The 539-nt window shown below is 37.1% G+C and carries 1 protein-coding gene; it reads left to right on the top strand.

The window, feature by feature from the left end:
- On the top strand, positions 1-539 hold a 539-nt coding region (locus tag B0A78_RS14555; protein ID WP_211282054.1), incomplete at both ends, for a hypothetical protein.

The raw sequence follows: 539 nt of genomic DNA, 5'->3' as shown, positions 1-539 counted from the left end.
AAAAATACTTCACCAAGTGCTGTTGCAGTAACTGGATTACGAGCATTTTGCAATTCAGATTTGATTTCTTTATCTGCTAATGTAACAGGAGGTTCTGGAAGATTCTTTTATTACTGGACAAAAAACGGGACACGCGTATCAGAAGGCTATGGTAAATCCACTTATATTTTAGAAGGGAATCAATGGAGTAATGGTGATAAACTAAAATTAGTGGTTAGCTATCAATGTATTTCAGGTAGTTGGGTAGAAACAGCTTCACAAGAATATACTGTAGAGAAATACACGTCTCCAAATTCATTAGCTGTAAACGGTTTAGCTCCTTTTTTAGCAAGTGATAGCTTAAACTTAAGTTTAACACAAACTGGCGGTACAGGAAGTTACTATTACTATTGGACAAAAAATGGGACACGAGTATATGAAGGATATGGTCGATCAACCTACACTTTACAAGGGTCTCAGTGGTCAAATGGCGACAAATTACGAGTAGGAATAGCTTATCAATGCGTAGCAGGTAATTGGATAGACATCCTATCGCCAGA

The sequence above is a fragment of the Flavobacterium columnare NBRC 100251 = ATCC 23463 genome (assembly GCF_002530675.1).
Classification (GTDB): Bacteria; Bacteroidota; Bacteroidia; order Flavobacteriales; family Flavobacteriaceae; genus Flavobacterium; species Flavobacterium columnare.
The sequence above is the reverse complement of the archived record's forward strand: the minus strand, read 5'-3'. Positions and strand labels throughout refer to the sequence as shown.